Here is a 25520-nt window from a genome sequence, read left to right as displayed (position 1 = left end):
TTCTAACACATATACAAAAAATGACACAAAATCATAAGGTTACTGTTACAAAAATCGGCAAGATTTTTGCCGGACAGCGCTTTCCTTGGCGGTCCGGGCCGCCGGATTCCCCGGATTTCACCGGAAAACCCGACTCGCCCCCCGCGATTCACCCCAAAATCACCCGCGATTCAGCCTGTCCGGCGATTCCGGGCCGGGTTTCGAAGGTGGTTCCCTGGTGATCCTCCGGACTGGAGAGGCCCTCAGCGGCACTTGTGACGAACATTTTCTCGAGATTCGCGCCACCAAAGGCCGGACAGGTGGTCTGACGGCCGGAAATCGCGATCGCCCGGTCGAATCTGCCGTCGGAATCGTAGCACGCCACCCGGCCCGCGCCCCATTGCGCATTCCAGAGGCCGCCGGCGCTGTCGACAACCGACCCGTCGGGGTTGAGCCCTTCATCGCGCAGGTCGACAAAGACTTCGGGCTTGCCCGCAGGCCATCCCTCGCGGTCGAGCGCCTGTACCATGATCTGGCGGGTCGGGGTGTCGGCATAATAGGCATGACGCCCGTCGGGGGCGAAACAGATCGAATTGGAAATGCTGATTTCGGGAAAGAGCACCTCGAGCGCGCCCCGGTAGTAGCGATAGATCGCCCCTGCCCCGGGTTCGGCCTCAATCCCCATGGTGCCGATCCAGAAACCGCCGGCCGGGTCGGCGCGTCCGTCGTTCGACCGGGTCAACCCGTTGTCGGCCTCGAGCGGCAGGATCACCTCATGATCGCCGCTGGGGATGTCGAAGCGCAGCAGCGCGCTCTGCGAGGCGATCATCAGGGTGTCGCGGTCGATCCAGCCGGCAGCCGAGACATATTCATCGAACTCCCAGGCCAGGGCGGTGTCGCCATCGCGGCTCATCAGCCGCTTGCCGAGGATGTCGAACCAGAAGAGCTGCTGCCGCTCGGGGTGCCAGAGCGGCCCCTCTCCAAGCTGGCAGGCGCGGGCGTCATATATGTCTGTGGTCATGTCAGGGTCTTTCTTGCTGGCAGAGACAAGACGCGCAGGTCCATCACACTGCGCGCCGCCTGGAGGCCTGTCGGGTCTGGCGATTTGATCCCATCCGCCATGCCCATGCGTCAAGCAAAGATCGGGGCCGGCGGCGCGGCCCGCCCCGATCATAAAAAAGGGGCGCCCGATGAGCGCCCCCTTCCGTTATTCTGCGGCCACCGCCTCTTGCCGCTGGCTGCCAAGCCCCGCGACCGTCACCTCCATGACGTCGCCGGGCCGCAGGAAGCGTTGCGGCGACATCCCCATGCCGACGCCGGCCGGGGTGCCGGTGGCAATGATGTCGCCGGGCTGAAGCTTCATGAACTGGCTCATGTAAGACACGATCTCGCGCACCGAAAAGATCATGTCGGAGGTGTTCGAGGATTGCACCGTCTCGCCATTGAGCGCCAGGCTCACATCCAGCGCCTGCGGATCGGGCACTTCGTCGGCGGTCACCAGCCAGGGGCCGATCGGGGCAAAGCTCGGTGCCGACTTGCCCTTGATCCACTGACCCAGCCGTTCGATCTGATAGGCCCGCTCGGACACGTCATTGACGGTACAATAGCCCGCGACATGCTCCAGCGCCGTTTCCTCCGAGACATAATGCGCCTCGCGGCCGATCACGACGCCCAGTTCGACCTCCCAATCGGTCTTTTCCGAGCCGCGCGGGATGATCACCGGGTCGAAGGGACCGGACAGGGCCGAGGTCGCCTTGGAAAACAGAACCGGTTCGCTGGGCGCGTCGAGACCGGATTCCTTGGCGTGCAGCGCATAGTTCAGCCCGACGCAAAAGAAGTTCGGCACCGACGACAGGCAGGCGCCGATCCGCCCCGGCGCGGCGACCAGCGGCAGCTGCGCCGGGTCGATCCCGCGCAGCTCGTCCAGGGTGGCCAGCGCCGCGCCCGACAGATCGGGCAGATGCGCGCTCAGATCGCGGACATTGCCCTTGGCGTCGAGCATACCGGTCTTTTCGGCGCCGATCTCGCCGTATCGCAGGAGTTTCATCTCACATCATCCTTCTTGCCTGAAAATGGGTCTTTTGCCCCGGCGCCCGCACCGCCATCGCCAATCGCGGGCCGGCCGGAGCTTTGTCTTCGGGTCACATATGTCTTGCGACGGAGGGGCCGCGCCTCAGCCCCGTCCGATATAAGGCATGCCGCTGGCCATCACCGTCATGAATTGCACATTCGCCGCCAGCGGCAGCCCGGCCATGTGCAGCACCGACTCCGCCACATGCGCCACGTCCATCACCGGCTCCACCGCGATTTCGCCATCGGCCTGGGGCACGCCCCGCGTCATCTTTTCGGCCATCTCGGTCAGCGCATTGCCGACGTCGATCTGGCCGCAGGCGATGTTGTAGGGCCGCCCGTCCAGCGAGATCGACCGCGTCAGCCCGGTGATCGCATGTTTCGAGGCAGTATAGGGTGCCGAGCCCCAGCGCGGCACATATGCCGAAACCGAACCGTTGTTGATGATCCGGCCGCCCTGCGGATCCTGCGCCTTCATCCGGGCAAAGGCGGCGCGGGCGCAGATGAAGCTGCCCGTGACATTGATGTCGATGCAGCGTCGCCAGTCGGCAACCGGGACGGCGTCGATAGTGGCCCCCAGCGCCGAAACACCGGCGTTGTTGAACAACACGTCGATCTGGCCCCAGGCCTCCTGCGCGGCGTCAAAAGCCGCGTCGACCGCCACCTCGTCGGTCACGTCGCAGGGCAGCGCCAGCACCCCGTCGTATCGGTCGGCCAGCGCCTCCAGCGGCTCCGGCCGGCGCCCGATCACCGCGACCCGCCAGCCCGCCTCGGCGAACGTTTCGGCGCAGGCCTTGCCAATGCCGGCGCCCCCGCCGGTGATGATGATGCTCTTCATGGTCTCTCCCTCCCCTGCGGCGCGACCGAAGTCGTCAAGCCCACTCGGCCGGGCTGGCCGAACCGTCAGTGATTGTCGCGCGGCAGGTCTTTCCTGATCCGCTGATAGGCCGTCGCCAGCTCCAGACAGCCGCCCTCGGCCAATTGCCCGACGTGCCGGCGATAGATTTCCTGCCACGGTGTCTGGCTGCGGATCTCCGGCGCCTCCCAGGCGTCGCGCCGCGCCTGCCACTCGGCTTCGTCAACCAGCGCGTCCATCCGCGAGGCATTGAGATCGAGCCGCACCCGGTCGCCGGTCTGCAAGAGCGCCAGCCCGCCGCCCACCACGGCCTCGGGCGAGGCATTGAGGATCGAGGGGCTTTCGGATGTGCCCGATTGCCGGCCGTCGCCGACGGTGGGCAGATGGTTGATCCCCTGTTTCAAGAGCGCATCGGGCGGCTGCATGTTCACCACCTCGGCCGAACCGGGGTAACCGACACAGCCGACATTGCGGACAAAGAGAATGCTGCGCTCGTCGATCTCGAGCCCGGCATCGTTGATCCGGTCGTGATAATCCTCGGGGCCTTCAAAGACCACGGCGCGCGCCTCGTAGATGCCTTCCTGGCCGGGCTCGGACAGGAAGCGCTGGCGGAAATCCTCGGAAATCACGCTGGTCTTCATCAGCGCCGAGTCAAACAGATTGCCCGACAGCACCTTGAACCCGGCCTGCTCGCGCAGCGGCCGGTCATACGGACGGATCACATCCGTATCGACGCTTTCCACCCCGGCGAGATTGACGCCCATGGTGTTGCCGGTCGCCGTCATCGCGGCCTCGTGCAGCTTTCCGGCCTTGAGCAGCTCGCCCATGACCGCCGGCACCCCGCCGGCGCGGAAAAAGCTCTCGCCCAGGTATTCGCCGGCGGGCTGCATGTTGACCAGCAGCGGCACGTCAAAGCCGATGGTTTCCCAATCGGTCACATCCAGCGCCACCTCGGCATGACGGGCAATCGCCTGAAGATGCGGCGGCGCATTGGTGCTGCCACCGATGGCGCCATTGACGATGATGGCGTTCTCAAAGGCCGCGCGGCTCAGGATGTCGGAGGGTTTCAGATCGTCATAGGTCATCCGAACGATGTGCTTGCCGGTCTCATAGGCCATCGCCATGCGCTCGCGGAACGGCGCGGGGATGGCGGAACTGCCGGTCAGGGTCATGCCCAGCGCCTCGGCCATGGCGTTCATGGTCGAGGCGGTGCCCATGGTGTTGCAATGCCCGAGCGACGGCGCCGAGGAACAGACCCGGCTCATGAACTCCTCGTAATCGATCTTGCCTTCCGCCAGCAGACGGCGGCTCTCCCAGACGATGGTGCCCGATCCGGCCCGCTCGCCCTTCCACCAGCCATCCAGCATCGGCCCACCGTTGAGCGCGATTGCCGGCAGATCCACCGTCGCCGCGCCCATCAGCATGGCGGGTGTGGTCTTGTCGCAGCCGGTGGTCAGCACCACGCCGTCAATCGGATAGCCGTGCAGCACCTCGACAAGGCTCAGGTAGGCGAGGTTGCGGTCCAGCGCGGCGGTGGGCCGCTTGCCGGTCTCCTGAATCGGATGCACCGGAAATTCCATCGGAATGCCGCCGGCGGCGCGGATGCCGGCCTTGATCCGGTCCATCAGAAAGACGTGGATCTTGTTGCAGGGGGCCAGATCGCTGCCGGTGTTGGCGATGCCGATCACCGGCTTGCCGCCCTGAAGCTCTTCGCGGGTGTATTCCTGGTTCTGATAGCGCTCGAGGTAGAGTGCGGTCATGCCCGGGTTGTTGGGGTTGTCGAACCACTCCTGCGACCGGAATTGCTTGTTGGCACGCGTGTCACTCATGGCTGTCTCCGGCTGTTGTCCCGCCTCTGGGTCAGCGTTGGAATGGCACAGCGCGGACCCGAGGGCAATCACCGAGGCCCCGGCCCCCATGGTACCGCTCCCAAAAGCGCGATACGACAGGAGCCAGACATCAGGCCGGGCAAGGGAGAGATCGCATGGCACATGAGGCTGCAATCGAGGCGCTGCGCGCGCTGCTGGGCGACAGGCTCGCCACCTCCGACAGCCACCGCGAGCTGCATGCGCAGAACGAGGCCTATTTCGCGCGCGCGCTGCCGGATGCCGTGGCCTATCCCGAGACCACCGAGGAAGTCTCGCGCATTCTGGCGATCTGCCACGAGGCGCGTTGCCCGGTCACGCCCTTTGCCGCCGCCTCCTCGCTCGAGGGCCAGCATCTGCCGATTGCGGGCGGCGTCAGTCTCGACATGGGCCGAATGACCCGGGTGCTGGCGGTCAATGCCGAGGATCTCAACTGCACCGTCCAGCCCGGCCTGACCCGCGAGGCGCTCAACACCGAACTGCGCGCCACCGGGCTGTTCTTTCCAATCGATCCCGGCGCCAATGCCTCGATCGGCGGCATGGCCGCGACCCGCGCCAGCGGCACCATGGCGGTGCGATACGGTACCATGCGCGAGGCGGTGCTGGCGCTCGAGGTGGTGATGGCCGACGGCACCGTCATCCGCACCGGCAGCCAGGCACGCAAATCCGCGACCGGCTATGACCTGACCCATCTCATTGTCGGATCCGAAGGCACGTTGGGCGTGATCACCGAGGTCACCCTGCGGCTTTATGGCCAGCCCGAAGCGATCAGCGCCGCCACCTGCCGATTCGAAAGCGTCGAGGATGCAGTCAACTGCGTGATCCTGACCATCCAGTCCGGCCTGCCGATGGCACGGATCGAGCTGGTGGACGAGATGATGGTGCGCGGCTTCAACCTGTCGGGCGATGCCGGCCTGCCGGAAAAGCCGCATCTCTTCCTCGAATTTCACGGCACCCCGGCCGGCGTTGCCGAACAGGCGGCGACCTTCGCCGAAATCGCCGAGGATTTCGGCGCAACCGGCTTTGCCAAGGCCGACAGGCCCGAGGACCGATCCCGGCTCTGGGCCCTGCGCCACGGCGCGCATTACGCCAATTCCGCGCTCGAGCCGGGCAAGCGGACGCTGGCCACCGATGTCTGTGTCCCGATCTCGAAACTCGCCGAGGCGGTGACCGCCGCGCAGCGCAAATCCCGCGATCTGGGCCTGACCTGCACCATCGTCGGCCATGTCGGCGACGGCAACTTTCACTGCGGCGTGCGGGTCGCTCCGGAAGACGCCGACGAGCTGAAAACGGTCAAGGGCTTCGTCAACGAGCTCAATGACCTGGCCCTGTCGCTGGGCGGCACGGTGTCGGGCGAACATGGCATCGGCATCGGCAAACAGGCCTATATGACGCGCGAGCACGGCGCGGCGCTGGGTTACATGCGGGCGCTGAAACAGGCCTATGATCCGCGCGGCATCCTCAACCCCGGCAAGCTGCTGCCGCCCGAGGAGGCCTGACCCGCGGCACTGCCTGGGTTCTGTACCTTTCGCCGCCCAGCGCATATTAACATACCAGCTCGCCGCCGGCCACGTTCCGGCCGGCCCCGGGCCACACAACATGAGGACGATACCGTGACCACCCCAGCTCTCGCGCCACGCGCAGCTCAGACCGCCTTGCCCCGCGCCCATGCGGCACAGGGAGGGCTGCGCTGATGCCCGATTTCCTCGCGCTCGGAGAATGCATGGTCGAGATCGGCCCGGTCGAGAATGGAAAATGCCGCCGGGGCTTTGCCGGCGACACCTTCAACACCGCATGGTACGCCCGCAGATTGCTGCCCGAGAGCTGGACCGTGGGCTATGGCTCCTGCATCGGCAATGACGCGATCTCCGAAGAGATGGCCGCCTATATGGAAAGCCACGGCATCGACACCAGCGCCATGCGCCGGCTCGCGGATCGCACCGTCGGGCTCTACATGATCTCGCTCCAGGACGGCGAGCGCAGCTTTTCCTACTGGCGCGGGCAATCCGCCGCCCGGGCGATGGCCGAAGACCCGGAGTGGCTGGAAGAAATCACCAGCGGCCGCGACATCATCCATTTTTCCGGCATCACCCTAGCGATCCTGCCGCCCGAACAACGCCAGACCTTCTGTGACGTGCTGAGCCGTGCCCGCGACGGCGGCGCGCAGGTGGCTTTCGACACCAACCTGCGGCCCAAGCTCTGGGGCAGCGAAGAGGCGATGCGCGCCGGGCTCACGCTCGGCGCCTCGGTGGCCGATGTGGTGCTGCCCTCGTTCGACGAGGAAACCGCGCTGTTTGGCGATGCCACGCCGGAAGACACGATCCGGCGCTACCGCGACGGCGGCGCAAAGCTGATCGCGGTCAAGGATGGCGGCGGGCCGCTGACGGTCTGGACCAAGGACAGCGGCAGCGCCACGCTGCAACCGCAAAAGGTCACCCCGGTCGACACCACCGCCGCCGGCGACAGCTTTGCCGCCGGCCTGCTGGCCTCGCTGGCCACCGGGCATGATCTGGAAGCGGCCGCCACCCGCGCCATGGCGCTGGCGGCCGAGGTGATCCAGGCGCCCGGCGCACTGGTGCCGGAGATCTTCGAAAACGGCCGCTTTGCCTGACGGGCCCCGGCGGCGACGACGCCGCCGGGCTGCTCAGTTCACCGGCGTCAGAAGAGCGGCGCCGGAAAGATGCGCCGCCAGGTTGTCGCGCTGAAGCCGGGCCATGGCGGCGCGGGTTTCCACCGAGCCGGAGCCCTGATGCGGCTGGATCACCACATTGGGCAGGGCGTAGAACCGCGGATCGATCTGCGGCTCGTTCAGGAACACGTCGAGCCCCGCTCCGGCCAGCTCTCCGGCCTCGAGCGCGTCGAGCATCGCCGCCTCGTCGATCGTCGAGCCGCGCGAGATGTTGATGATCACGCCGCGTGGCCCGAGTGCCGCGATCACCTCTTTCGAGACATACCCCTCGGTCGCCGGCCCGCCGACCAGCGCGATGAAAAGGACATCCACCGCCTCTGCCAGCGCCACCGGATCGGCGTGATAGCGCCAGCCCGGCGTCTCCTTTTCCGACCGCGCGTGGTAATGCAGCTCGCATTTGAAGGCAGCAAGCCGGTCGGCGATCTCGCGCCCGATGCGGCCGAGGCCGACGATGCCGACGCGGGCACCGCTGAGCTTGCGGTTGCGGCGGTACTCGCCCTCCTGCGCCCACCGCCCGGACCGCGCCCAGGCCGAGGCCTGCTCCATCTCGCGCCCCTGCATCAGCCAGAGCGCGATGGCCAGATCGGCCACATCGTCATTGAGCACATCCGGCGTATTGGTCACCGTGATGCCGCGTGCGCTGGCAGCCTCGATGTCGATCGAATCGTAGCCCACACCGTAATTCGCCACGAGCCGCAGGTTCGGCAGATGCGCCATCTCTGCGGCGCCGAATCCCTGATGGCCCTTGTAGGCGACACCGGTAATCTCCGCGCGCAGCGGGTGCGGCAGGTTGGCGATCTCGCGCTCATCGGCCAACGGGTGACACTCGAACGCCGCCGCCAGCGCCGCGCCTTCCTCTTCGGTATAGGCCCCGATGGCCAGAACTTTCGTCACAACACTTTCTCCTAACAAATTGTCAGCCGGCAATCCGGCCCTGATAAAGCCGCACGCGAATGCCGCCGTGATCGACCACCGGGCCGGGCTCGAGCTTGAGCCCGGTGGCCCGCGCCAAGCCGGCCTCGCTGGTCACGACGCCGACATGCCAGCCGGCGAATCGCTGTTTCAGCACCTGCCCGAAGCTGCCGTACAGCCCGTAGAGCAGCTTCTTGTTGCCGATCCGGCCGCCATACGGCGGATTGGCGATGACCAACCCCTTGGGTCCGTCGGGCGGGGTCAGGTCGCTGATCGCGTGATGGCGGAACCGGGCGATCTGATCGACGCCGGCGCGCGCGGCGTTTTCGCGGGCGTTGGCGATCGCGCCTTCATTGCGGTCGGAGCCGTGAAAGATCAGCGGGGTCTCGCGCGGCGTGACCGCCGCGCGCATCGCGGCCCAGGCGTCGGCGTCGAAACTGGCGAGCCGTTCGAAGGCAAAGCTGCGGCCACGACCGGGCGCGAGACCCATGGCCATTTCCGCCGCCTCGATCACGAAGGTGCCCGAGCCGCACATCGGATCGACCACCGGCGCACTGCCATCAAAGCCCGCGCCGCGCAGGAACAGCGCCGCCAGCGTCTCGCGCATCGGCGCCTTGCCGGTGCCGGTCTTGAACCCGCGTTTGTGCAGCAGCGCGCCGGAGGTATCGACGCTGAAGGTGCAGAGATCGTCCTCGATCCGCACCCGAAGCACCAGCTCGGCCTCGGCGCCGAGGGCAATGCCCGCCGCCTCCAGCGCGCCCTCGACCCGCTGGGTCGCGGCCTTGGCATGGTAGATCCGCGATTTGCGGCAGGTCGCCTCGACCTTGACCGGCACATCGGCGCGCAACACCGCGCGCCAGTCCATCTTGCGCGCGCGCTTGTCGAGCTGCGCCAGATGCAGGGCGCGAAATTCGCCGATCCGGGCCAGCACCCGGCTGGCGCCGCGCAGGACGAGGTTGGCGCGCCAGACTTCGGGCCAGCCGCCGCGGAAGGTGACGCCGCCGGGGGTGCAGACCGGCGCGGCAAACCCGGCCTCGCGGGCCTCGTCACGCAGCAGCGGTTCCAGACCCGGAGGACAGGCGAGGAAAATCTCGAAACTATCGGACATTTCGGCTCCGTCCGGGCTGGCGCGCGGGAATTGAGTGGGGGCATTGGCGGGCGTGGCCCCCGGACCCCCGGTGTTGATCGGGCAGGTTGAAGCAGGCGCGCATCACTCCGGATGCTTGGGCACCTTGCGCGAAGGCGCCGCATAGGGCCGCGTAACATCCTTGAGGGTGACCTCCAGCGCCTCGACCTCGAGCCGGACGGCGCCATCGCCGGCCAGCGTCAGCAGCACCTCGCCGGTGCCGTCCTCACCGGGGGTGAAGCTGACGGCGAGAAGCGAAAGGATCAGATCGCTGTCACTGCGGTCGATGCCCTGGCTCGCCACCTTGAGAACATTGTCGATCACCAGCAGCGATTGCACCCGCTCCGGGGTCCGCTGCCGGCGTTCGGCGGCGGTCAGGTCTTCCCAGCGGAAGCGGTTGGCCAGCAGGGCAAAGCGGCGGGCCCTGGGCTGCCAGCGCATTTCGGTGATCGGAAACACCGCGTCCTGCGCCAGCGCCGAGAGGATTTGCAGATCGTCGGGATCGAGCGCCGCCAGGTAGAGCGGCGCCTCGCGGCCCTCTTCGAAGGTTGCGTCCTGGCTCATGCCTCCTTGACCCTCTCGATCCTGGCGCCGACGGCGCTCAGCTTGTTCACCACGTTTTCATAGCCCCGATCCAGGTGGTAGACCCGGCTGACCCGGGTTTCGCCCTCGGCGGCCAGTCCGGCCAGGATCAGCGACACCGAGGCGCGCAGATCGGTGGCCATCACCGGCGCCCCCTTGAGCCGCTCGACCCCGTTCACCCGGGCCTGACCGCCATGCACCTCGATGTCGGCGCCCATGCGGGTCAGCTCCGGAGCATGCATGAACCTGTTTTCAAAGATGGTCTCGTCAAGCACCGCAGATCCTTCGGCGGTGCACATCAAGGCCATCATCTGCGCCTGAAGATCGGTTGGAAAGCCCGGAAAGACCTCGGTTTTCACGTCCACCGCCCGGACCCGGCCATTGCGGCGGGCGACCTTGAGGCCGGTGTCGGTCTCTTCCACCGAGATGCCGGCGGCGTCGAGCTTTTCGGCAAAGGCCTGCACCAGCTCCAGCTTGCCGCCGAGGCACTCGACCTCGCCGCCGGCGATAGCCGGGGCGATCATATAGGTGCCAAGCTCGATCCGGTCGGTCACCACCGGGTGGGTGGCGCCATGCAGCCGGTCGACGCCCTCGATGGTGATGGTTGCAGTGCCCTCGCCCTCGATCTGCGCGCCCATCTTGCGAAGGCAGCGCACCAGATCGACGATCTCGGGCTCGCGGGCGGCGTTTTTCAGCACCGTGGTGCCCTTGGCCAGCGTCGCCGCCATGACCGTGTTCTCGGTGGCGCCGACGCTCGCAAAGCGCAGCTCGTGCACTGTGCCCTTGAGCCCGCCAGGCGCCTTGGCGTGCAGGTAACCGTCCTTGAGCTCGATCTCGGCGCCCAGCGCCTCCAGCGCGGAGATATGCAGATCCATCGGCCGCGCACCGATCGCGCAACCGCCGGGCAGCGACACCACCGCCTGCCCCAGCCGCGCCAGCATCGGGCCGAGCACGAGGTTCGAGGCGCGCATCTTGCGCACGATGTCGTAATGCGCGGTATGATTGTCGAGATCGTGGCTCGACATCGCGATCACCTGGCCATCCTGAAGCTGCGACACCTCGGCGCCGAGCGATTGCAGCAGCGTTGTCATCGTCTTGATGTCGGACAGCCGCGGCGCATTGGTCAGGGTGAGCGGTTCTTCGCTCAACAGCGTCGCCGGCATCAGCGTGAGGCAGGCGTTCTTGGCGCCAGCAATCGGGATCTGCCCGCTCAGCGGGCCATTGCCCGTCACGATAATCGAATCCATGCCTCTATTCGTCCTTTTGCTCGATCTGGTCGTCGGATGCGTCGTCCTGCGCCGCCCGGGCCCGGGCCTGCGCCTTCCTGCGCCCCAAGTTCGCTTTCAATGCCGCCTTGAGCCGCGCATCGCGGCCTTCATCGCGGGGCTTTTTTCCGGGTGTTTCGGTGTCGCTATCACGGGTCATGGCGCTGTGGTACCGCAAGTGCAAAAAAGGGTCCAGATTGCCCTTGCACTGCTGCGCGTTTGCGTCTAATCACCCGCCACGCCGCGGCTGATGCCGCAGGCCCCCGGCGCTGCTGTAGCTCAGAGGTAGAGCACTCCCTTGGTAAGGGAGAGGTCGAGAGTTCAATTCTCTCCAGCAGCACCATCTCTCCAAAGACCACGACGACAAAACACCGGGCTGCGCGTCGTGTGCCCGGCAGAGAAGCTTCCTCGCCCGGCCTGCGACTTCGCCGGAGAGGCCGCCGGCGCGAACCGCTTGCCTAATCGCCCACGAGGAATATCCTCGCCTCATGTTCCCGCACCGCCATGCACGCCCGCCGTTCCTGATTGCCCGGAAGCGCCCGGCGGTCGAATATGCGGCCGCTGGCGCCATAGGCGCGCTGTATCTCGATGGCATGAATCAAAGCCGCGCGCCCCGGGCCGCGCGGCAACTCTGAGGGCATCATGCTGGCCATTCTCGCGGATCGCAGCTACCGGCACCTGTTTCTGGCTCAGGTCGTGGCGCTGCTCGGCACCGGGCTGGCCACGGTGGCGCTGGGGCTTCTGGCCTATGATCTGGCCGGAGAGCGCGCCGGGCTCGTGCTGGGCACGGTCTTTACCATCAAGATGGTGGCCTATGTCGGCGTCGCGCCGATTGCCGGCGCCTTTGCCGACCGGGTGCCGCGCCGGGCGCTGCTAGTGACGCTCGATCTGCTGCGCGCCGGCGCAGCGCTGGCCCTGCCCTTCGTCACCGAAGTCTGGCAGGTCTATGTGCTGATCTTCGCCCTGCAATCGGCCTCGGCGGCCTTTACGCCGCTGTTTCAGGCGACGATTCCCGACGTCCTGCCCGAGGAAGACCGCTATACCCGCGCGCTGTCGCTGTCGCGGCTGGCCTATGACCTCGAGAGCCTGGTCAGCCCGCTGCTGGCCGGGCTGCTGCTGGCGGTGATGTCCTACAATGCGCTGTTTCTCGGCACCGTGGCGGGGTTTGTCGCCTCGGCCGCGCTGGTGATCTCGGTGCTGCTGCCGCGTCCGAAACCCGCCGCGCCGCGCGGCATTTACGACCGGATGACCCGTGGCCTGCGCATCTATCTCGCCACCCCCCGGCTGCGCGGGCTGCTGGCGCTGAACCTTGCGGCGGCCGCCGGGGGCGCGATGGTTCTGGTGAACACCGTTGTGCTGGTGCGGGGCGATCTGGGGTTGGGCGCCAGCGCGCTGGGCTGGACGATGGCGGCCTTCGGCGCCGGCTCGATGCTGGCCGCGCTCGGCCTGCCGCCGCTGCTCGACCGGCTGTCGGACCGGCCGGTGATGCTCGCCGGGGCGGGCCTGCTTACCTCGGTGCTGGTCGGGCTGGCGGCGGTGCTGCTCTCGGCCGGATTGTCATGGGGCCTGCTGCTCGCCGGCTGGCTGCTGGCCGGGATCGGCTATGCGGCGGTGCTCACCCCCTCGGGCCGGCTCTTGCGCCGCTCGGCCCACCCCGAGGACCGCCCGGCGGTCTTTGCCGCGCAATTCGCGCTGTCGCATGCCTGCTGGCTGGTCACCTATCCGCTGGCCGGCGTCCTGATGACCGGTGCCGGCGCGCCGGCCACGCTTGTGAGCCTGAGCCTGCTGGCCGGGCTTGGCCTCCTCGCCGCACGCAGACTCTGGCCGGCCGAAGACCCGCAGGTGTTGACCCATCGCCACGACGACCTGCCGCTCGATCATCCGCACCTCGACGGAAGGCGCACCCATGCCCATACCTATATCATCGACGACTATCACCGCAGCTGGGAGCGGGGCTGACGCCTAGCGGGCCAGCCAGCCGCCATCGACGTTGAGCACGGCGCCGGTGACGTAATTCGACGCCGGCATGCAGAGGAAGGCCACCGCCCCGGCGATATCGGCCGGATCGCCCCAGCGGCCCGCCGGGATGCGGCCGAGGATTTCGGCCGCACGCTCGGGGTCGTCGCGCAGGGCTGCGGTGTTGTTGGTGGCGATATAGCCCGGCGCCACGGCATTGACGTTGATATCGTGCGCCGACCATTCGTTGGCCAGCAACTTGGTCAGCCCGGCCACGCCATGTTTGGACGCGGTATAGGCCGGCACGCGGATGCCGCCCTGAAAGCTCAGCAGCGAGGCGATATTGACGATCCGCCCGCCGGTGCCGCGCGCGATGGCGGCCTTGCCGAAGGCCTGGCACATCAGGAAGACCGCCTTGAGGTTCACATCCATCACGTCATCCCAATCGGTCTCGGTATAATCCTGCGACTCGGCCCGGCGGATGATGCCGGCATTGTTGACGAGGATATCCAGGTGACCCGCCTCGCCCAGCCGCGCCGCCCCCGCCGCCGGATCCGAGAGATCGAGCAGCAGCGCTGTGCCGCTGCCGCCTGCCGCCTCGATCTGCGCCACGGTCTCGTCGCAGGAGCGGCGGCCGGCGGCCACCACATGCGCGCCGGCCTCGGCCAGCCTCAGGGCAATCGCCTGGCCGATGCCGGTGTTGGCGCCGGTCACCAGCGCCCGCTTGCCGGTGAGCTGGAAGGCGCCGCTCATCGCAGCTCCTCCATCGCCACCATGTCCATGTCGGTGAAATCGACATTGTCGCCCGCCATCGCCCAGCAAAAGGTGTAAGACGCCGTGCCCGCCCCGCAATGCACCGACCAGGGCGGCGAGATCACCGCCTCCTCGTTGGCCATGACGATATGGCGGGTTTCGTCGGGCCGGCCCATAAAGTGGAACACCCGCGCGTCCTCGGGCACGTCGAAATATAGATAGGCCTCCATCCGCCGGTCGTGGGTATGCGCCGGCATGGTGTTCCAGACCGAGCCGGGGGCGAATTGGGTATAGCCCATCAGGAGCTGGCAACTGTCGCAGACCTCCGGGTGCAGGAACTGGATGATGACCCGCTCGTTGGCGCTCTCGCGCGCGCCCATCTCGACACGGCGTGCGTCTTCCAGCCGGATCAGCTTGGTCGGACAGCGGCGGTGCGCCGGGGCCGAGAGCACGTAGAACCGGCCGCCCGAAAAGGTCACCGCACCGGCGCCCATACCGATATAGAGCACCTCGCCGCGCGCCAGGGGGTAGCGCTCGCCGCCGACCGCGACCTCGCCGGTTTCGGCCAGGTTCAGGATTCCCATCTCGCGCCGGTCGAGGAACGAGGGCGTCCCGGTCTCGGGCACAGTGTCGAGCGTCAGGGCGCTGCCGTCAGGCACCACCGAGCCGAGGATCAGCCGGTCGTAATGCGAATAAACCAGCTTGATTTCGCCGGGCGCGAACAGCCCGCCGACGTGGAAATGCTCGCGCAGCTTGGCGGTGTCAAAGCTCTTGGCGGTCTCGGGATCAACCGCATATCGGGTTTCGGCGGACGTCATGGAAATCCTTTCGGCATCAGTATGTGTGGGCGTCCCAGGCAAGGCGGCAGTTCCGGTCGCGGGCCGCGCAGGGCTGGCCTGCACCGCTCCGGGCCGCGCCATCTGCGACCCCTGCGCCTGCCCCTCCTGCAAACGCGACACCCAGCTAATATTCTAGACTCCCAGTTCTGTCAAACCCCGGTCATGGCAGGCGGCGCGGCTCCGAATGCACCTCGCCAAACGGCGCCACACGCGCTAGATCGGCGGCATGGCTCATATTCGCTCTCTTTTTGTCACCCGCCTCTATCGCGCCGCCCTTGCCGAACAGGGCCCCAGGATCGACGCCGGTCAACTCGAAGCCTCCTGTCTCTCGATTGCCGAGGATGACGAGGCCGGCCAGGATTGGTGCGAGGCCAATGATTACCCGGGCTACACCTCTTATGCGTCGCTCAGCGATCTGCCCTGGCGCTTTCCGATCTTTGCCGATCTGGTCAGCGCGCTGGATGCCCATGTCGCGGCCTTTGCCGAGGATCTGGAGTTCAATCTCGACGAACGCCAGCTCAAGCTCGAGGATCTCTGGATCAACATCCTGCCCGAAGGCGGCTTCCATTCATCGCACCTGCACCCGCATGCGGTGATATCCGGAACCACCTATGTGGCGATGCCCGAGGGCGCCTCGGCGCTCAAGCTCGAAGATCCGCGCTCGGCCCGGATGATGGCGGCCCCGCCGCGGCGCAAGCAGGCGCGCGAGGAACTGCGTACATTTGTATACGAATCCCCCGCGGTCGGCGAAGTCTTGCTCTGGGAGAGCTGGCTGCGCCATGAAGTGCCGATGAACACCTCGGAAAACCACAGGATCTCGATCAGTTTCAATTACAGCTGGAGCTGACGGTCGCATTTTCGCGGGAATCTGGTATGGTGGGCGCCCCGAGTGAGTCCGAGCAACAGCGGGAGACACCACCATGGACGCCATTCAAGTCACCGACTACGCCAGCCGCCTTGTTTCAGCCCATGGCGACAAGGCCATCCTCGAAGTGTCGCAGAAAATGCGCGACTGCGAGGCCAGCGGCAAGACCGACGAAGCCAGAGATTGGGCGCGCGTGCGCGAAACCATCCACCGGATGCGCGGCCCGCGCCAGAAATAGACGGCCGTAGGCACCGGGATGTGACGCAACGCCGAGGGGCGGCAGGTCTACTCCGCCTCTTGTCAGCGGGAAGCCGCAAGGCTACCCCTGCGCCATGCGTATCATCCGCGACTATCAGTTCACCCAGGCCCCCGATCGCGGCGCCAGCGTTGCCATCGGCAACTTCGATGGCGTGCATCGCGGCCACCTGTCGGTGATCGATCTTGCCCGCCGGTCGGATGCGCCTCTGGGCATTCTCACCTTCGAGCCGCATCCGCGCGAATTCTTCGCTCCCGATGCGCCGCCGTTCCGGCTGATGTCGCCCGAGGCGCGCGCCGCGCGGCTCGAAAAACTGGGCGTCGATGTGCTCTATGAGCTGAACTTCAACCACGCGCTGGCCGGGCTGTCGCCCGAAGAGTTCTGCGGCCGCGTTCTGCGCGATGGGCTCGGGCTGCGGCATGTGGTGGTGGGGGCGGATTTCTGTTTTGGCCGCAAGCGCGCCGGCACCGCCAACGATCTGGTGCGCTTCGGCCGAGAGATGGGCTTTGACGTCACCATTGCGCCGCTCTTGCAGGAGGGCACGGCGCAGGTCTCCTCCACCGCGATCCGCCAGGCGCTGAGCGACGGTCGACCGGAACTGGCGGCCGAGATGCTGGGCCATTGGCACCGCATCGCCGGCCCGGTGGTGGGCGGCGAACAGCGCGGCCGGACGCTGGGCTTTCCCACCGCCAACATGGATCTGACCGGGCTGCACCTGCCGGCGTTCGGTGTCTATGCGGTGCTGGTCGATGTCACCGACGGGCCGCACAAGGGCAGCTATCGCGGCGCTGCCTCGCTGGGCGTCCGGCCGCAATTCGGCGGTGCGGTGCCCAACCTCGAAACCTTTCTGTTCGATTTCTCCGGCGATCTCTACGGCGCGCATCTCTCGGTCGGACTGGTCTCCTATCTCCGCCCGGAGGCGACCTTTGCCAGCCAGGAGGCCTTTATCGCCCAGATGCAGGCCGATTGCACCCGCGCCCGCGAGATACTGGCCACCACATGAGCGATCCGATCGACCGCAAGGGCCTGCCGCCCCGCTTCTGGGAGAAAAAGCCGCTCAAGGCGCTGACCCCGCAGGAATGGGAAGCGCTCTGCGACGGCTGCGGCAAATGCTGCCTCAACAAGCTCGAGGACGAGGACACCGGACAGGTCGAGCTGACCTGCGTTGCCTGCCGGCTGTTCGATGATGCGAGCTGCCGCTGCTCGCAATACGAGATCCGCCACCAGTTCGTGCCGGAATGCATCGTGCTGACGCCCGAGAACATCGACAGCCACGCCTATTGGATGCCGAAGACCTGCGCCTATCGCCTGCTCTGGCAAGGCAAGCCGCTGCCCGACTGGCACCCGCTGATTTCCGGCACCCCTGAGAGCGTCCATGCCGCCGGCGTGTCGATGCAGCACAAGACGGTGCCGGAATTCGAGATCGACGACGACGATTGGGAAGACCATATCATCGAGGAGCCGACCTGAGATGTTCTTTGCCTCCGACAACACCGGCCCGGTCCACCCCCGCGTGATGGAGGCGCTGGCCGAGGCCAATGCCGGCCACATGCCCTCTTACGGCAGCGACGACCTGACCCGGCAGGCCGAAGACCGCATCCGCGAGATCTTCGAAGCGCCCGAGGCCGCCGTCTACCTCGTTGCCACAGGCACCACGGCCAATGCGCTGGCGCTGGCCTGTCTGACGCGACCCTGGGACACCGTGTTCTGTACCCCTGAAGCGCATGTTCAGGTGGACGAATGCAATGCGCCGGAGTTCTACACCGGCGGCGCCAAGCTCACCCTGGTGGGCGAGGCCGACCGGATGACGCCCGCCGCGCTGGATGCCGCGATGACGCATCATGGCTCCGGCGACGTGCATATCGCCCAGTCCGGCCCGGTGTCGCTGACCCAGGTGACCGAAAACGGCCGGCTTTATGCGCTGGACGAGCTGCGCGCGCTGACTGAGGTGGCGAAACGCCACGCCAGCCCGGTGCATCTTGACGGTGCGCGCTTTGCCAATGCGATTGCCGCGCTGGGATGTACCCCGGCCGAGATGACCTGGCGGGCCGGCGTCGACGTGGTGAGCTTTGGCGGCACCAAGAACGGGCTGATGGGCGCCGAGGCGGTGGTGCTCTTCGACCCGGCCAAGGCCCGCGAATTCGAGCTTCGGCGCAAGCGCGGGGCGCATCTCTATTCCAAGCACCGCTATCTTGCCGCGCAGATGCTGGCCTATCTCGACGACGGGCTCTGGCTCGAGATGGCGGCAGCGGCCAATGCCAATACGGCGCGACTGGCCGAAGGATTGCGTGGCTGTTCCGAGGCGGCGTTGCTTTACGAGGTTCAGGCCAACATGATCTTCTGCACCCTGCCACGCGGGCTGCACCGCAGTCTGCATGCGGCCGGGGCAAGGTACACGCTCTTCGGTTCGCTGGACGGCCCGGAGGACGAAGCGGTGCGGGCGCGGTTTGTCTGCGATTGGTCGGTGAGCAAGACGGATATCGACCGCTTCACCGGCCTGCTGGGCGCATAGGGCCAGGCCGCCACTTGCGTTCGCGCCCCGCGGTCCTGCTCAATACGAATGCGCCGCGTAGATCCGCGAGAGATCGCCACCCCAATCGCCCTCGAATTGCTCGACAAGCTCATCCGCCGGCACCTTGCCGCTCTCGACGCTTTCGCGCAGCGCATTGAGGAAATGTGTCTCGTCCGGCACCAGCCCGCCCGAGCCGGCGCGCCCGCGCGCCACCAGACCAGCCTCGGAGATCGCCAGCACCTCGCGCGCCAGATCGTGCATCTTCACCCCGCCGGCCTCGGCCGCCAGCCCCCCGACCGAGGCGGCAACCCGCAGCGCTTCGCGGGTCTCGGCATCCCAGTCTTTCACCAGATCCCAGGCGGCATCCAGCGCGCCCTGATCATAGGTCAGCCCGACCCAGAAGGCCGGCAGCGCGCAGAGCCGGCGCCACGGGCCGCCATCGGCGCCGCGCATCTCGATGAATTTTTTCACCCGCGCCTCGGGGAACAGCGTGGTCAGATGATCGGCCCAGTCGCTCATCAAGGGCTTTTCCCCTGGCAGCGCCGGCAGCTCGCCTTTCAGGAAATCGCGGAACGACTGGCCCAGCGCGTCGATGTATTCGCCATCGCGGTAGACAAAATACATCGGCACATCGAGCGCATATTGCACCCAGCGCTCGAAACCAAAGCCGTCATCAAAGACAAAGGGCACCATGCCGGTGCGGGCATCGTCCAGATCGCGCCAAATGCGCGAGCGCCAGGATTTATGGCCGTTTTTCCGCCCCTCGAAGAACGGCGAATTGGCAAAGAGCGCGGTGGCCACCGGTTGCAGCGCGATCGCCACCCGCATCTTCTGCACCATGTCGGCCTCTGAGCCGAAATCGAGGTTGACCTGCACCGTGCAGGTCCGTCGCATCATCGCCCGGCCCATGGTGCCGACCTTGCCCATGTAGGCATCCATCAGCTTGTAACGGCCCTTGGGCATCAGCGGCATCTGGTCGTGCTGCCACTCCGGCGCGGCGCCAAGGCCGATAAAGCCGACGCCGATCTCGTCGGCGATATCCTTGACCTCGCGCAGGTGCACATTCACCTCGTCGCAGGTCTGGTGAATGGTCTCCATCGGCGCGCCCGAAAGCTCCAGCGCGCCGCCGGGTTCCAGGCTGACGTTGGCGCCGTCCTTTTCAAGACCGATCAGCTTGCCGCCCTCGGTTACCGGTGCCCAGCCATGCCGGTCGCGCAGCCCCGAGAGCACCGCCTCGATCGAGCGCGCGCCCTCATAGGGCAAGGGCTTCAGCGTGTCCTTGCAATAGCCGAACTTCTCGTGCTCGGTGCCGATGCGCCAGTTTTCCTTGGGTTTGCAACCCGCTGCGAGGTACTCCGCCAGTTGCTCGTGGCGTTCGATCACACCGCCGCCGGATTGAGGAATGGACATGGGCGCAGCTCCGATCGTGGCCTTCAAGGGTGTGCAAGGGATGGGCGGAAATTTCCCGGCTGTCAATGCAGGGCGGGGGCGATCTGCCGGCGCTGCCAGATCACGACTTCGCGCGACGTATCGCTGCCGAGTTCGCGCAGCATGTACTCGGTACGCAGGCCGGGCAGGCTGGTGAAGGCGTCAAACAGCTGGTCCGCGCCCTTGGCGGTGACGGGAATGTGAAGCGGGTCGTGGCCCGGCTGGGCGAGGATCCAATGCGCCGGATGCATCCGCCGGTCGAGGCTGAGACGAGAAAGGTCGGCCATGTCCACCGCGCCGCCGGTGAGTGGGCCGAAATAGGCCACCCGGCCTTCGACGATCTGCACCACGCCCGGCCCGTCCGCGCCGTCGCGGAACCGCCCCCGTTGCAGGCCCAGCACCACCAGCGCGCCGGCCATAGCAGTGAGCACATAGCCCAGCCCGTTGATCATCCAGCCGACGGCCCCGAAGCCCCACCAGAGCCCCAGCGCCAGCAGCCCGACCCCGGCCAGCACCTCGCGCCAGCGCCAGAGCGCCCGACGCACTTCGGGGCGGACAAAGCTCATGTCGCCGCACCCAGAATGTGGCCCTGTTTCAGCAGGGCGACCCGGTAATCGCCCCGACGCCGAAAGCCGATGCGCTCATAAGCCTTGGCTGCCGTGGGCGAGGCGGCAAACAGGATCGCGTGCACGATGCCCCGGGCGCGCCATTGCCGCAGCTGCGCCGCCACCATACGCCCGCCCAAGCCCTGTCCGCGCAGCGCCCGCGGCACAAAGACGCCGCCGACCTGCACCGCCTGGCCGGCGCGGGCGGTAATCGAACTCATCGCCACGGGCTGGCCTGCTTCGGACAGAAAGGCAAAGCGCTCGCTGCCGATGGCCGCCATGGCGCGGGCCGCGCCCTGCTCCCTGGCGGCGGGGCCGGCGGCCATCCCGGTGTCGAGGAGGAGCGCGGTGAACCATTCCGCCAGCAGCGCTTTGTCATCCTCCTGCGCCGGCCGCAGGGCATCGGCGCTCTCTGGCAGACCGGCGCAGTCGAGCCCGTAAAGCGGCTGAACCTCGTTGACCTGCCACAGGGACGTTGGCAGGGCGAAGACATCGAGCACCCGCTGCACCTGATCGGCCGTCCCGGTCATGCCAAGTATCGGCGTCCCCTCCAGAGCCCGGGCAAAGGCCCCCGCGGCCGCAACCGTCATGGCCGGCATCTGGCACATCAGGTATCCGCTGCGCGTCACGCCGAACGCGCCGGTGATCTCGCCGGCTTCCTGCCAGAGGAAATACCGCGTGGCATGATCATGCGCCGATCCTTCCACGCCATGCGCCTCGAGATTGCCGAGCAGGAACATCGAGGTCTCGATATGCGTCTCAAGAAAGCCGCGCAGGGCGGCAACATCGGCGGGGCCGGCCGGCCGCATCATTGCCAGTCTCCCAGCACCGACTGCCACAGCGTCAGCGCCGCCACCGCCGCGGTTTCGGCGCGCAGGATGCGCGGCCCGAGCGCCACCGGATGGGTGAATTCAAAGCCATGCAGCCGGGCACGCTCGGCCTCGGAAAAGCCACCTTCGGGGCCGATCAGGATGGCCCAGGGACCGGCAGGGCCATCCTTCAGCGCCGCAAGCCCGGCCTGCGCCGAGGCGCCGCCCGCCTGCGCCTCGTCACAGAACATCAGCCGCCGGCCCGCCGGCCAGCCATCCAAAAGGCGCGAAAGTTTCTGCAAATCGGCCACCTCGGGCACGAAGGTGGCGCCGCATTGCTCGGCCGCCTCCACCGCATGGGCGCGCTGCTTTTCGGCGCGGATACGCTCGGAATTGGTGAAATCGCTCTGCACCGGCAGGATGCGCCGCACCCCCAGTTCCACCGCCTTTTCGACGATGAAATCGGTGCGTGCCTTCTTGACCGGGGCAAAGATCAGCCAGAGGTCGGGCGGCACTTCCTGCGGCTTGCTCTGCACCCGGCAGACCAGTACGCCGCCGCGTTTGCCCGCCTGCGCCACCTCGGCGCGCCATTCGCCATCGGAACCGTTGAACAGCAAAAGCTCGGCACCCGCCTCCAGCCGCATCACCCCGAAGAGGTAATGCGCCTGCGCCCGTTCCAGAGGAATGGTTTGCCCCTGCCCCAGCGGGTGATCTACATACAGCCTGACCGTGCCACTCATGGGATGACAGATATGACAGAGCAGAGCCCGACACCAGAGCCCCCGCAGGCCGCCGGGCAGGTTTCCGACGCGGTGCGCGGCAATTGGGTCGACCGGCTGGCACCCGCCGCCACCCGGCCCTACCTGCGGCTGAGCCGCGCCGACCGGCCGATCGGCACCTGGCTCCTGCTGCTGCCCTGCTGGTGGGGGCTGCTGCTGGCGATGTTGCACACCGACACCGCGCGCTGGCACGATCTCTGGATTTTCGTCGGCTGTGGGCTGGGCGCGCTCCTGATGCGCGGCGCCGGCTGCACCTGGAATGACATCACCGACCGTCACATCGACGGCTCGGTCGCGCGCACCGCCAGCCGGCCGATCCCCTCGGGGCAGGTCAGCGTCACCGGCGCGCTGCTCTGGATGGCGGCGCAGGCGCTTGTGGCCTTTGCCATCCTGCTGACCTTCAACGCCGCCGCCATCCTGCTGGGCGTTGCCGCGCTGGTGCCGGTGGCGATCTATCCCTTTGCCAAGCGCTTTACCTGGTGGCCTCAAATCTTTCTCGGCTTCGCCTTCAACTGGGGCGCGCTGCTGGCCTGGACGGCACATACCGGGCGTCTGGAATGGCCGGCCGTCGTGCTCTACTTCGCGGGCATGGCCTGGACGCTGTTCTATGACACGATCTATGCCCACCAGGACAAGGAGGACGACGCGCTGATCGGGGTGAAATCCACCGCCCGGCTGTTCGGCGATGCGACGCCGAAATGGCTCGGCCGCTTTCTGGTGGCCAGCGTCAGCCTGATGGGGCTGGCAATCATCCTGGCGGTGCCGAAAGCGATGATCCTGGCGCTGGTGATCGCGCTTGGCGGGCCTTGGGCCTTTGGCTGGCACATGGTCTGGCAGATGCGCATGCTCAAGATGGACGACATGGACCGGCTGCTGATGCTGTTCCGCTCGAACCGCAACGCCGGGCTGCTGCCTGTGCTGTTTTTCGCCGCCGCGCTTCTGGCGTGATTGAAACCGCCCGGCGACCGGCGTATCCCAACGCAACCGTTCACAGCCCGGACCCGCCGAATGCGCCTTTCGACTTATGTGCTGCCCGCCTCTTCATTCGCCCTTGCGGCGGTTCTGTCGGTCGTCGCTGCCGGTTCTGCCGTCACCCTGGTGGAAGACGCCTCGGAACAGGCCGTCACCGAACAATTCCAGATCGCCGGGCTGAGCTGGGCCTCGGTCGATGCAACCGGCCTTCAGGTCTTTCTCTTCGGCACCGCGCCGACCGAGGCCGACCGGTTCCGCGCCCTGTCGAACGCCGGCCAGGTGGTCGATGCCGCAAGGGTGATCGACCAGATGGACGTGGTCGACACCCAGGACCTCGCGCCGCCGAAATTCTCGGTCGAGATCCTGCGCAACGATTCCGGCGTCTCGCTCATCGGGCTGGTGCCCAAGGGCGACAAGCATGACGCCATGGTCACCCGAATGGGCAAGATCGTCGGCCAAGAGAATGTCTCGGACCTGATGGAGACCGCCGAACACCAGGTGCCGCCGGGCTGGGACGACGCCATGCGCTTTGCGCTCGAGGCGCTGACCCGCCTGCCGCGCTCGAAGATCTCGGTCGAGCCGACGCAGGTGCTTGTCACCGCCATGACCGACAGCGAAGACGAGCGCGTCAAGACCGAGGCCGCGCTGCTCAAGCTCGCGCCCGAGGATGTGCGTGTGCAACTGGCGATCTCGGCGCCGCGACCGGTGATCACCCCCTTCACCCTGCGCTACGTGATCGAGGAAGGTGCCGGCCGCTTCGACGCCTGTTCGGCCGATACCGACGAGGCGCGGGCGCGCATCCTTCAGGCCGCCGAGGCGGCGCAGGGCATGGCGCCCGACACCGAATGCCGGATCGGGCTGGGCGTGCCGACCAAGCGCTGGGCCGAGGCCGCGGAACTGTCGATCGCGGGGCTGGGCGCGCTGGGCGGTGGCACCGTGACGATGACCGACGCCGAGATTTCGATGATCGTGCCCGAGGGCACCGATCAGGCGCTTTTCGATCAGACCGTGGGCACGCTGGAAAACGACCTGCCGCCGGTCTTCGATCTGACCGCCGTTCTGCCGGAAACCCCGGAGGCCAACGACGACGGCCCGCCGGAATTCGTCGCCACCCTGAGCCCCGAAGGCCAGGTGCACCTGCGCGGCCGGGTGTCGAGCGAGATGACTCGGCAGACCGCCGAGAGCTATGCCAAGGCGGCCTTTGCCAGCGCCGCGGTGCGCACCACCGCCCGGGTCGACGATACCCTGCCCGGCGGCTGGCCGGTGCGGGTGCTGGCGGCGATCGAGGCGCTGTCCTACCTTGCCAATGGCGCGGTCACCGTCACCCCCGACGACATGCACATCGCTGGCCGGACCGGCGACCAGTCGGCCAGCGCCGCGATGGCGGCGCTGATGGCCGAGAAGCTGGGCGAAGGCGCCGAATTCACCATCGAAGTCGAATATGCCGAGGCGCTCGACCCGCAGGCCGCGCTGCCCACCCCCGAGGAATGCCTGGGCCGCATTCAGACTGTCCTCGGCGACCGCAAGCTGAGCTTCGAGCCGGGGTCCGACACGCTCGACGCCGCCGGCAAGGACATCCTCGACGACATTGCCGAAGTGCTATCGGGCTGCGACCAGATCGATCTCGAGATCGCCGGCCACACCGACAGCCAGGGCCGCGAGAGCATGAACCTCGATCTCAGCCAGTCCCGCGCCAATGCGATCCTGACCGAACTGCGCAACCGCCGGGTGCTAACCTCGACCTTCCGGGCCAAGGGATATGGCGAGACCCAGCCGATCGAGAGCAACGACACCGAAGCGGGGCGCGAAGCCAACCGCCGGATCGAATTCCGCCTGCTGCTGCCCGAGAATGACGAGACAGCCGAATCCGAGCTTGAAAGCCCTGACGATTCCGTAGAAGAAGACGGCGCTTCTGGCACGGAGGACGCTGCGGATGAGTAGGACCGAATTTGTCATCGCGACGGCGATCATCCTGTTTGTGGCCTTCTGCCTGGGATGGTTCGCAAACTGGCTGCTGCACCGGTTCACCGCGGTGTCGAAATCCGACGTCGGCGAGCTCGAGCGGATGAGCCAGGAGCTGCACGAGGCCGAAGAGACCCGCGATCAGGCAATCACCTACCTTCAGCAGCGCGAGGCCGAGCTGACCAACCAGCTGGCCCAGACAGAGGCCGAGTTGTCCGCCGCGATGGAAGGCCTGCGCGACGCCCGCCACGAGGCCGAAGAGCTCCGCGCCTACGCCGAACGCCTGCAACAGAACGCCGGCTGAGGCGCCGCGACGGCCCCCGGTCAAGCCCGGGCTGCGCGTATCCCGCCACGGCTTGATCCGCCTCCCCGCGCGCCGGGGCCTCGCCGTCCGCCGCGGCCGAAAGACCCCGGGTCAGGCCCGGAGCGCGAACCCCGTG

General features: G+C 67.1%; 26 protein-coding genes and 1 tRNA gene. 12 read left to right on the top strand and 15 right to left on the bottom strand.

Translation table 11 applies throughout. The annotated features are described in order from the left end of the window. Positions 1-148 precede the first annotated feature (148 nt). The 4 genes from PVW49_RS20635 to PVW49_RS20620 all read right to left on the bottom strand — a co-directional run bounded on the left by PVW49_RS20635 (position 149) and on the right by PVW49_RS20620 (position 4734). Positions 149-1000, bottom strand: a complete 852-nt coding sequence (locus tag PVW49_RS20635) for an SMP-30/gluconolactonase/LRE family protein (protein ID WP_074837526.1) — start codon at positions 998-1000, stop codon at positions 149-151. Positions 1001-1186: 186 nt separating this feature from the next. Next, positions 1187-2026: a fumarylacetoacetate hydrolase family protein gene (locus PVW49_RS20630; RefSeq protein WP_274591443.1), complete on the bottom strand. Its 840-nt coding sequence runs from the start codon at positions 2024-2026 to the stop codon at positions 1187-1189. 126 nt (positions 2027-2152) lie between these two features. After that, entirely contained in the window at positions 2153-2887 is a 735-nt protein-coding gene (locus PVW49_RS20625) for an SDR family oxidoreductase (RefSeq protein WP_074837524.1), read from the bottom strand. Positions 2888-2952: 65 nt separating this feature from the next. Beyond that, positions 2953-4734: an IlvD/Edd family dehydratase gene (locus PVW49_RS20620; protein WP_274591442.1), complete on the bottom strand. Its 1782-nt coding sequence runs from the start codon at positions 4732-4734 to the stop codon at positions 2953-2955. 155 nt (positions 4735-4889) lie between these two features. Between PVW49_RS20620 and PVW49_RS20615 the strand changes: the two genes are divergently transcribed. Together PVW49_RS20615 and PVW49_RS20610 are read left to right on the top strand one after the other, a co-directional pair. Next, positions 4890-6269: an FAD-binding oxidoreductase gene (locus tag PVW49_RS20615; protein WP_274591441.1), complete on the top strand. Its 1380-nt coding sequence runs from the start codon at positions 4890-4892 to the stop codon at positions 6267-6269. 194 nt (positions 6270-6463) lie between these two features. After that, on the top strand, positions 6464-7381 hold the full coding sequence (locus tag PVW49_RS20610) for a sugar kinase (protein ID WP_074837521.1): 918 nt from the start codon (positions 6464-6466) through the stop codon (positions 7379-7381). Positions 7382-7414: 33 nt separating this feature from the next. On the opposite strand, the gene PVW49_RS20605 is transcribed toward PVW49_RS20610, so the two are convergent. The 5 genes from PVW49_RS20605 to PVW49_RS20585 form a co-directional block, all read right to left on the bottom strand. After that, the gene (locus PVW49_RS20605; RefSeq protein WP_274591440.1) at positions 7415-8353 is read right to left on the bottom strand and encodes a 2-hydroxyacid dehydrogenase; all 939 of its coding nucleotides are present in this window, start codon (positions 8351-8353) and stop codon (positions 7415-7417) included. Between the two features lie 22 nt (positions 8354-8375). Further along, positions 8376-9479 (bottom strand): THUMP domain-containing class I SAM-dependent RNA methyltransferase, encoded by a 1104-nt coding sequence (locus PVW49_RS20600; RefSeq protein WP_074837520.1) that lies wholly within the window; start codon positions 9477-9479, stop codon positions 8376-8378. Positions 9480-9581: 102 nt separating this feature from the next. Then, on the bottom strand, positions 9582-10061 hold the full coding sequence (locus tag PVW49_RS20595; RefSeq protein WP_048529173.1) for a DUF2948 family protein: 480 nt from the start codon (positions 10059-10061) through the stop codon (positions 9582-9584). Continuing rightward, on the bottom strand, positions 10058-11326 hold the full coding sequence (murA, locus tag PVW49_RS20590; RefSeq protein ID WP_048529171.1) for a UDP-N-acetylglucosamine 1-carboxyvinyltransferase: 1269 nt from the start codon (positions 11324-11326) through the stop codon (positions 10058-10060). The genes PVW49_RS20595 and murA overlap by 4 nt, the downstream gene beginning before the upstream one ends. A gap of 4 nt (positions 11327-11330) precedes the next feature. Next, the gene (locus tag PVW49_RS20585; RefSeq protein WP_170850568.1) at positions 11331-11504 is read right to left on the bottom strand and encodes a hypothetical protein; all 174 of its coding nucleotides are present in this window, start codon (positions 11502-11504) and stop codon (positions 11331-11333) included. A gap of 108 nt (positions 11505-11612) precedes the next feature. Here PVW49_RS20585 and PVW49_RS20580 point away from each other — a divergent pair. Both PVW49_RS20580 and PVW49_RS20575 read left to right on the top strand, forming a co-directional pair. Continuing rightward, a tRNA-Thr gene (locus PVW49_RS20580) sits at positions 11613-11687 on the top strand. 299 nt (positions 11688-11986) lie between these two features. After that, entirely contained in the window at positions 11987-13303 is a 1317-nt protein-coding gene (locus PVW49_RS20575) for an MFS transporter (RefSeq protein ID WP_274591439.1), read from the top strand. A gap of 3 nt (positions 13304-13306) precedes the next feature. Here the strand turns inward: PVW49_RS20575 and kduD are convergent, their stop codons facing one another. Together kduD and kduI are read right to left on the bottom strand one after the other, a co-directional pair. Next, positions 13307-14053, bottom strand: coding sequence for a 2-dehydro-3-deoxy-D-gluconate 5-dehydrogenase KduD (gene kduD, locus PVW49_RS20570; RefSeq protein ID WP_274591438.1), 747 nt, complete (start codon positions 14051-14053; stop codon positions 13307-13309). Beyond that, the gene (kduI, locus tag PVW49_RS20565) at positions 14050-14871 is read right to left on the bottom strand and encodes a 5-dehydro-4-deoxy-D-glucuronate isomerase (RefSeq protein ID WP_274591437.1); all 822 of its coding nucleotides are present in this window, start codon (positions 14869-14871) and stop codon (positions 14050-14052) included. The genes kduD and kduI overlap by 4 nt, the downstream gene beginning before the upstream one ends. A 247-nt stretch (positions 14872-15118) precedes the next feature. Here kduI and PVW49_RS20560 point away from each other — a divergent pair, with 247 nt between their 5' ends. From PVW49_RS20560 to PVW49_RS20540, 5 genes are all read left to right on the top strand, one after another. Beyond that, positions 15119-15739 (top strand): TIGR02466 family protein, encoded by a 621-nt coding sequence (locus PVW49_RS20560; protein ID WP_074837505.1) that lies wholly within the window; start codon positions 15119-15121, stop codon positions 15737-15739. A 73-nt stretch (positions 15740-15812) separates the two neighbouring features. Beyond that, positions 15813-15995 carry a hypothetical protein gene (locus PVW49_RS20555; protein WP_048529165.1) on the top strand — a complete coding sequence of 61 codons (183 nt, stop codon included), beginning with the start codon at positions 15813-15815 and terminating at the stop codon, positions 15993-15995. A gap of 94 nt (positions 15996-16089) precedes the next feature. Further along, positions 16090-17016: a bifunctional riboflavin kinase/FAD synthetase gene (locus PVW49_RS20550; protein ID WP_074837504.1), complete on the top strand. Its 927-nt coding sequence runs from the start codon at positions 16090-16092 to the stop codon at positions 17014-17016. Next, a complete protein-coding gene (locus PVW49_RS20545; RefSeq protein WP_274566102.1) occupies positions 17013-17483 on the top strand; it encodes a YcgN family cysteine cluster protein in 471 nt (156 codons plus the stop codon). The genes PVW49_RS20550 and PVW49_RS20545 overlap by 4 nt, the downstream gene beginning before the upstream one ends. 1 nt (position 17484) lies before the next feature. Continuing rightward, entirely contained in the window at positions 17485-18525 is a 1041-nt protein-coding gene (locus tag PVW49_RS20540; protein WP_274591436.1) for a threonine aldolase family protein, read from the top strand. Positions 18526-18564: 39 nt separating this feature from the next. Here PVW49_RS20540 and PVW49_RS20535 read toward each other — a convergent pair whose 3' ends face one another. From PVW49_RS20535 to PVW49_RS20520, 4 genes are all read right to left on the bottom strand, one after another. Continuing rightward, positions 18565-19935: a glutamate--cysteine ligase gene (locus PVW49_RS20535; RefSeq protein ID WP_074837501.1), complete on the bottom strand. Its 1371-nt coding sequence runs from the start codon at positions 19933-19935 to the stop codon at positions 18565-18567. A 62-nt stretch (positions 19936-19997) separates the two neighbouring features. Next, positions 19998-20519, bottom strand: coding sequence for a hypothetical protein (locus PVW49_RS20530; RefSeq protein ID WP_274591435.1), 522 nt, complete (start codon positions 20517-20519; stop codon positions 19998-20000). Next, a complete protein-coding gene (locus tag PVW49_RS20525) occupies positions 20516-21370 on the bottom strand; it encodes a GNAT family N-acetyltransferase (RefSeq protein WP_274591434.1) in 855 nt (284 codons plus the stop codon). The genes PVW49_RS20530 and PVW49_RS20525 overlap by 4 nt, the downstream gene beginning before the upstream one ends. Further along, entirely contained in the window at positions 21367-22107 is a 741-nt protein-coding gene (locus PVW49_RS20520) for a 16S rRNA (uracil(1498)-N(3))-methyltransferase (RefSeq protein ID WP_274591433.1), read from the bottom strand. The genes PVW49_RS20525 and PVW49_RS20520 overlap by 4 nt, the downstream gene beginning before the upstream one ends. 12 nt (positions 22108-22119) lie before the next feature. Here PVW49_RS20520 and ubiA point away from each other — a divergent pair, with 12 nt between their 5' ends. Genes ubiA through PVW49_RS20505 form a run of 3 tightly spaced genes read left to right on the top strand, consistent with a single transcriptional unit; the run spans position 22120 to position 25384 of the window. Next, entirely contained in the window at positions 22120-23094 is a 975-nt protein-coding gene (gene ubiA / locus PVW49_RS20515) for a 4-hydroxybenzoate octaprenyltransferase (RefSeq protein ID WP_274566106.1), read from the top strand. 60 nt (positions 23095-23154) lie between these two features. Continuing rightward, positions 23155-25059 (top strand): OmpA family protein, encoded by a 1905-nt coding sequence (locus PVW49_RS20510; protein WP_274566107.1) that lies wholly within the window; start codon positions 23155-23157, stop codon positions 25057-25059. Next, positions 25052-25384, top strand: coding sequence for a hypothetical protein (locus PVW49_RS20505; RefSeq protein WP_048529148.1), 333 nt, complete (start codon positions 25052-25054; stop codon positions 25382-25384). The genes PVW49_RS20510 and PVW49_RS20505 overlap by 8 nt, the downstream gene beginning before the upstream one ends. The last annotated feature ends 136 nt before the right edge of the window (positions 25385-25520 follow it).

It is taken from the genome of Marinovum sp. PR37, from assembly GCF_028807375.1.
Lineage (GTDB): Bacteria > Pseudomonadota > Alphaproteobacteria > Rhodobacterales > Rhodobacteraceae > Marinovum > Marinovum algicola.
The sequence above is the reverse complement of the archived record's forward strand: the minus strand, read 5'-3'. Positions and strand labels throughout refer to the sequence as shown.